This is a genomic window from Nocardioides sp. YIM 152588 (genome assembly GCF_040191335.1).
GTDB lineage: Bacteria > Actinomycetota > Actinomycetes > Propionibacteriales > Nocardioidaceae > Nocardioides.
Genome location: NZ_JBEGDJ010000053.1, coordinates 21,254 through 27,868, shown reverse-complemented (window position 1 = coordinate 27,868; position 6,615 = coordinate 21,254). Strand labels below are relative to the sequence as shown.

Below are 6,615 nucleotides of genomic sequence, written 5' to 3'. Positions count from 1 at the left end.
GTGGATGGTGCGCCGCGCCGCCGCGCACCTCACCGCCGCCGGACGCCCCGCCGCGGTCGCCTCCCTGCTGCGCGTCCGCCCCGGCGTCCGCGACCAGGCCGGACTCGACGCCGGCGCCCGGGCGGCCAACCTCGCCCGGTCGATGGCCTGCCCCAGCCGGGCGCTGGGGCGCTGGTCCGGCGCGGCGGCGCACGTGGTGCTGTGCGACGACGTGATCACCACCGGCGCCACCGCGCGGGAGGCGCAGCGGGCACTCGAGGCGGCCGGCGTACGGGTGCGGGGGATCGCCGTGGTCGCGGCCACGGAGAGGCGCCCCGCGACCTGAGAATCGGCCGTGTGTGACGCACGGATCTGGTCCAGACCTTTCCTCCGGAATGCCGACCAACTAACGTCTGTGTATGGAGTCCGCTCGGGTCCGTGGTTGCGTCGCAGAGACGCGCGGATACCCGCGAGTCGAGCGACAAGCCGATGCCAGTCGCAGGCGAAACGGTCCACGTAAGTCGAACCCGGACTCCGGTCCGGTGGAGATGATCACGGTGCGGCTTAGTCGTAAGTCCTGCCTCGGCCCGACCACCAGATGTGGGCGAAGCCGGGAGAAGGTCAGTAGTGGCAAGAAGCTGCGGGCGCCTCAGCAGGCGGGTGTGGGGACGAAGACCAGGTCGGCCGAGCGGACTCCACCTCGGGGGTTCTGTGGAGCGTCCGCTGCGCGGGGGGCGCTCGACGACCGCTTCGCTCTCAAGGTCGCCTTCGCGCCCCCCGCTTGCGGCCGCACGCACAGAACCCCCGAGGCGCTGCGTGGTGACTGCCGCAGCGCGCTCGACGACCGCTTCGCCTCTCAGGTCGCCATCGAGGCCTCCTTCGTGCTGCCCGCGGCCGGCCACGCGCACCCGCCCTGTCGACGCCCGGACCTGGTAGCGCACCGCTGAGGACGGCACGGCCGACGTACGGCCCCTTCGACTTTTCCCCGGCCACACGCCATTCGGCGTGCGGCGACTGATTGAACCCATCAACCCAACACATGGAGGTCACTGATGGACGTTGTGGTCACCGGACGGCACTGCGAGATCTCGGAGCGCTTTCGCGAGCACTGCGCGGACAAGCTGTCGAGGCTCGAGAAGCACGATCACCGGATCATCCGGGTACACGTGGAGGTGGACAGTGAGCCCAACCCGCGCCAGCACGACCGCGCGGTCCACGTCGAGCTCACGGCGTTCTCGAAGGGACCGGTGATCCGCGCCGAGGCCGCGGCCGACGACAAGATGGGCGCCCTCGACCTCGCCCTGGACAAGATGGCCGGTCAGATGCGTCGGGCGGCCGACCGCCGCCGGGTGCACCGTGGCCGCCGCACCCCCGCGTCGATGGGTCAGTCGCTCTCCCCGGAGCGCGTCGAGGACCTGGTCAACGGCAACGCCCCGGCCGCGGACGGGGTGGAGGAGCGGCAGGTCGGACCGATCACCGTCACCGGTGACGGACCGCTGGTCGTCCGAGAGAAGACCCACGCCGCGAGCGCGATGACCTTGGACCAGGCCCTCTACGAGATGGAGCTGGTCGGCCACGACTTCTACCTGTTCGTGGACAAGGAGAACGAGCGTCCGTCGGTCGTCTACCGGCGCCGTGGCTACGACTACGGCGTGATCTCACTGGAGCTCGGGGAGGCCGAGGCCTGAGGACCTCCCACGGCCTGCCGGGGGCTCGTGCCATGATTCGCCTGTGGTGAACGGCACTCCTCCGGCAGGCGGCGCCTCGTCCGCGTCCGCGGACGAAGCGACGCGCGTCCTGGTCGTCGACGATCAGGAGCTGTTCCGGCGCGGCCTCACGATGCTGCTCGGGATCGAGCCGGGGATCGAGGTCGTCGGCGAGGCCGACGACGGCGCCCGCGGCGTCGAGCTGGCGATCAGCACCGTGCCGGACGTGGTCCTGCTCGACGTGCGGATGCCCAAGCAGTCCGGCATCGCCTCCTGCCTGCGGATCAAGGAGGCCGTGCCGACCACCAAGATCATCATGCTGACCGTCTCCGACGAGGAGGCCGACCTCTACGAGGCCGTGAAGAGCGGCGCCTCGGGCTACCTGCTCAAGGACTCCTCGATCGAGGAGGTCGCGCAGGGCATCCGGGTGGTCGCCGACGGCCAGTCCCTGATCAGCCCCTCGATGGCGACCAAGCTGATCACCGAGTTCAAGTCCATGTCGTCGCCCGAGCGCGCGCAGGGCCCGGCGCTGAAGCTGACCGAGCGCGAGCTCGAGGTGCTGCGGCTGGTGGCCAAGGGGCTCAGCAACCGCGAGGTCGCCCACCGCCTCGCGATCAGCGAGAACACCGTGAAGAACCACGTGCGCAACATGCTGGAGAAGCTCCAGCTGCACTCGCGCATGGAGGCCGTCATGTACGCCGTCCGGGAGAAGCTCGTCGAGATCGAGTGAGGCCGCCGGTGGTTGAGGTGCGAGCTTGCGAGCCTCGAAACCACCGGCGCCCCGTCAGCGCTCGGGCAGCCGGGCCACGCCGAGGACCATCGGTCTCTCCAGCTCCGGTGCCCGCGGCACCTCGCCGTGGGCGACCTCCTCGACGACGAGCGGGGACTCCGTGATGGTCCGGAGCGTCTCCCGGTTCGGGTGGCACCCGAGCCACCGGTAGGGGAACGGCTCGCGGTCCTGCCGCGCCGCGAGCTCCGGCTCCGCGGACCGGACGTGCTCGGCGAACAGCAGACTCCCGCCGGGGCGCAGCACCCGTGCGACCTCGCGCAGGGCGGCGGCCGGGTCGGGGACGCTGCAGAGCACGAAGGTCACCACCGCGGTGTCGACGGAGTCCGTGGGGAGGGGGAGGTCCTCCGCCATGGCGTCGAGCACCTCCGCCGACACCCCGAGCTCCGCGGCGCGCCGCCGCAGCCGCCGCGCCATGTGTCGGTCCGGCTCGACCAGCACCAGGCGGTCCACCTCCGGGGAGTAGTGCGCGAGGTTGAGGCCCGTCCCAGCTCCGACCTCGACCGTCACGCCGTGCGCCCCCGCCAGCAGCCGGTGCCGCTCGTCCCGGAGTCCCGCGTCCTCCGACGCACGCTCCGAGCGGTCGTAGAGCGCGGCCTGGATCCACCTGAGCACCCCGGTCACCTCCTGCGTCGGTCCCGTCCCAGCATGCACCTTCGCGACCCTGGCGTGGGCGGGACGCCGCACGCGCCCCGGTCGGTCGAGGTCGGTGCCCCCGCCTAGGGTGAGCACCGTGCGGTCCGGATCGGTGCAGTCCCTCTCCCTCGCCCAGGCGCGGCGCATCGCGCTGGCCGCCCAGGGCTTCGCCGACCCGGCGCACGCGACGCCGACGATGCGGACGTTGAGCCGCGCCGTCGACCGCACCGGAGTGCTCCAGGTCGACAGCGTCAACGTGCTCCAGCGGGCCCACTACATGCCGCTCTACTCGCGGATGGGGCCCTACGACACGGGACTGCTGCACCGGGCCGCCCAGACCTCGACGACGCAGCGCCGGACCCGGCGCCTGGTGGAGTACTGGGCGCACGTCCAGGCCTACATGCCGGTCGACCTGTGGCCGGTGATGCGGTTCCGGATGGAGCGCTACCGGGAGCAGAACTTCGGCTGGTGGCGCGACGTGGACCACGGCCTGAAGAAGGAGCTGTTCGCCGAGATCACCGACCGCGGCGCGCTGCCCGCCAGCGCGCTGGACGACGGCAGCCCGCGCAGCCGGGACCACTGGGGCTGGAACTGGTCCGCGGCACGCAAGGCGCTGGACATCCTCTACCGCACCGGCGACCTCGCCATCGCCGGCCGCACCCGCCAGTTCGAGGTGGTCTACGACCTCCCCGAGCGCGTGATCCCGGCCGAGCACGTCGAGGCGGCGGCGCTGCCCGCGGCCGACGCGCACGACGAGCTGGTGCGCCGGGCCGCGCGCAGCCACGGCGTCGCCACCGTGCGCGACCTCGCCGACTACTACCGGATGCGCACCGACGAGACCGCCGCCGCGGTGGCGCGGCTGGTCGAGGCCGGGGAGCTGGAGACGGTCGCCGTCGAGGGCTGGTCGCGGCCGGCGTACCTGCACGCCGAGGCGCGGCTGCCGCGGCGCGTCGCCGCGCGCGCCCTGCTCAGCCCGTTCGACCCCGTCGTGTGGGAGCGGGCCCGCGCCGAGGCGCTCTTCGACTTCTTCTACCGGATCGAGATCTATGTGCCCGCGCACAAGCGGGTGCACGGCTACTACGTCCTGCCGTTCCTGCTCGGCGACCGGATCGTGGCCCGGGTCGACCTCAAGGCCGACCGCGCGGCCGGGGTCCTGATGGTCCAGGGCGCCTTCGCGGAGCCGCACGCCCCGGAGACGACGGCGGCGGAGCTCGCGGTCGAGCTCCGCCGCCTGGCCGGGTGGCTGGGGCTGGGGGACGTCGTCGTCGGACCTCGCGGCGACCTCGCCGCCCCACTCGCCGCCTGCCTGCCCGGCGGGCGGGCGCCGGGCCGCCCCACAGCCGACCCGACGCCTGCGGTCAACGAACCCGCCGTCCCCTGACCGCGCGGGGGTGCGGTTCCGATCGTGGCCGGCCGCTCAGGAGTAGAGCCCGTCCAGCACGTCGGCGTACTTCGCGTGCACGACCCGGCGCTTGAGCTTCAGGGTCGGGGTCAGCTCCTCGGACTCCGCGGTCCACTCGACCGGCAGCAGCCGGAAGGACTTCACCTGCTCGGGGCGCGAGAGCCGCTCGTTGGCCGCGTCGACGGCCTGCTGAGCCATCCCGAGCATCGCCGGGTGCTGGGCCAGCTGCGCCATGTCGCTCGCCACGTCGGCGTCGATGCCGGCCCGCGCGGCCACGATCGGCGCGATCTCGGGGTCGAGGGTGAGCACCGCGACGACGTACGGTCGGCCCTCGCCGTAGACCAGCGCGTGGCCGATGATCGGCGACTCCTTGAGCCGGTTCTCGATGTTCGACGGCGCGATGTTCTTCCCGGAAGAGGTGATGATCATCTCCTTCTTCCGGTCCACCACCTTGAGGAACCCGTCCTCGTCGAGCTCGCCGATGTCGCCGGTGTGCACCCAGCCGTCGTCGTCGATCAGCTCGCGGGTGGCGTCCTCCTGGCGGTAGTAGCCGTCGGATGTCACCGGGCCCCGGGCCAGGATCTCGCCGTCGTCGGCGATCGCGATCTCGATGCCGGGCAGCGCCCGGCCCACCGTGCCGAGCCGGAACTGGTCGGGGCCGCACGCGGTGACGGCGGCGCAGGTCTCGGTCATCCCGTAGACGTCGTAGATCCGGATCCCCAGGCCGGCGAAGAAGCGCGCGACCTCGACCGGCATCGGCGCCGCGGCCGAGGCCGCCCACTCGCAGCGGTCCAGGCCGAGCAGCGCACGCAGGAAGCCGAGCAGGGCACCGTCGACCGCCTCGAACCGCGCGGACAGCTCCGCCGACGGGGTGCTTCCGAACTGCTGCGCCTCGACGTACTCGAGGCCGGTGGCGAGCGCGGCCTCGACCTGCGCCCGCTTCTCGGGGTCGGTCTCGGCGGCCAGCTTCGCCGAGACGCCGGTCTTGATCTTCTCCCAGACCCGCGGCACGCCGAAGAAGCGCGTCGGGTGGACCTCGCCGAGCGCGCCGAGCAGCAGCGCGGGGTCGGCGATGAGGTGGACGTCGGCGCCGTGGATCTGGGGGATGTACATCCCCAGGGTCCGCTCCGCGATGTGGGCGAAGGGCAGGTAGGAGATGAAGATGTTCTCGCCGGTGAGCCCGGCGGTCCGTAGCGAGCAGCTGCACTCGTAGAGGACGGCCTGGTGGGTGAGCACCACGCCCTTCGGGTTCCCGGTGGTGCCGGAGGTGTAGAGGATCGTCAGCGGGTCGGCGGGGGAGACGCCCGCCACCCGGTCGGTGACCGCGGTCGGGGCCTCGGCCCGGTGGGCGGCGCCCGCGGCCAGGAACGCCTCCCAGCCCACGAACCGGGCGTCGCCCTCGGGCGCGGCCGCGTCGATCACGACGACCGTGCGCACCGACGAGCTCGCCGCCAGCGCCTGCTGCCACCGTGCGAGGTGGTCGTCGGACTCGAGGATGACGACGGTCGGCTCGGCGTGGCCCGCCACGTAGGTGACCTGCTCGACCGAGAGCGTGTTGTAGATGGACATCGACACCGCGCCGGCGTGCATCGCGGCCAGGTCGGCGACGACGTGCTCGATCCGGTTGCCGGCCATGATGGCGACGCGGTCGCCGGGCTGGACACCGGCCTCGATCAGCGCGGCGGCACCGTCGTGGGCGCGCTCCCCGAGCTGCGACCAGGTCACCGTGCGCCAGCCGGGCGCGTAGCCACCCGCGGGGATGTCGATGCCGACCTTGTCGGAGTACGCCGGGGCGTCGCCGCGCTCGGCGACGGTGCGGGCGAACGCGGCCGGCATCGTGAGACCCGCGAGGTCCTCCTCGATCTCGGCGCGGACGGTGAGGGTGTCGGTCATCGGGTGGCCTCTCGGGTGTCATCGGTGGTGATGGCGATGCTCGACCGCACCTGCCACGCAGGCAGCGTCGATGACAGTTGAACTGTCACAATCCAACTGTCCCGATCGATGTGACGTCCGTCAAGTGGCGTTCTGCACGACGTACGCCGTCGCCACGCGAAGTGGCGCGTTGCCACCCCACTGTCACAGCCCTACTGTGACAGTCATGAGTG

The 6,615-nt window shown here is 72.2% G+C and carries 6 protein-coding genes; 4 read left to right on the top strand and 2 right to left on the bottom strand.

Annotated features, from left to right (window positions below; all coding sequences use genetic code 11):
* The 3 genes from ABLM29_RS18620 to ABLM29_RS18610 form a co-directional block, all read left to right on the top strand.
* A partial coding sequence (locus tag ABLM29_RS18620) for a ComF family protein (RefSeq protein ID WP_349716014.1) occupies positions 1-325 on the top strand: 325 nt, incomplete at its 5' end.
* 706 nt (positions 326-1,031) lie between these two features.
* Entirely contained in the window at positions 1,032-1,667 is a 636-nt protein-coding gene (gene hpf / locus ABLM29_RS18615; protein WP_349716012.1) for a ribosome hibernation-promoting factor, HPF/YfiA family, read from the top strand.
* A 46-nt stretch (positions 1,668-1,713) separates the two neighbouring features.
* A complete protein-coding gene (locus tag ABLM29_RS18610; protein WP_349716010.1) occupies positions 1,714-2,415 on the top strand; it encodes a response regulator in 702 nt (233 codons plus the stop codon).
* Between the two features lie 54 nt (positions 2,416-2,469).
* Here the strand turns inward: ABLM29_RS18610 and ABLM29_RS18605 are convergent, their stop codons facing one another.
* A complete protein-coding gene (locus ABLM29_RS18605; RefSeq protein WP_349716008.1) occupies positions 2,470-3,087 on the bottom strand; it encodes a class I SAM-dependent methyltransferase in 618 nt (205 codons plus the stop codon).
* A 118-nt stretch (positions 3,088-3,205) separates the two neighbouring features.
* Between ABLM29_RS18605 and ABLM29_RS18600 the strand changes: the two genes are divergently transcribed.
* Positions 3,206-4,489 carry a winged helix-turn-helix domain-containing protein gene (locus tag ABLM29_RS18600; RefSeq protein WP_349716006.1) on the top strand — a complete coding sequence of 428 codons (1,284 nt, stop codon included), beginning with the start codon at positions 3,206-3,208 and terminating at the stop codon, positions 4,487-4,489.
* Between the two features lie 36 nt (positions 4,490-4,525).
* Here ABLM29_RS18600 and ABLM29_RS18595 read toward each other — a convergent pair whose 3' ends face one another.
* Entirely contained in the window at positions 4,526-6,403 is a 1,878-nt protein-coding gene (locus ABLM29_RS18595) for an AMP-dependent synthetase/ligase (RefSeq protein WP_349716005.1), read from the bottom strand.
* Between the last annotated feature and the right edge of the window lie 212 nt (positions 6,404-6,615).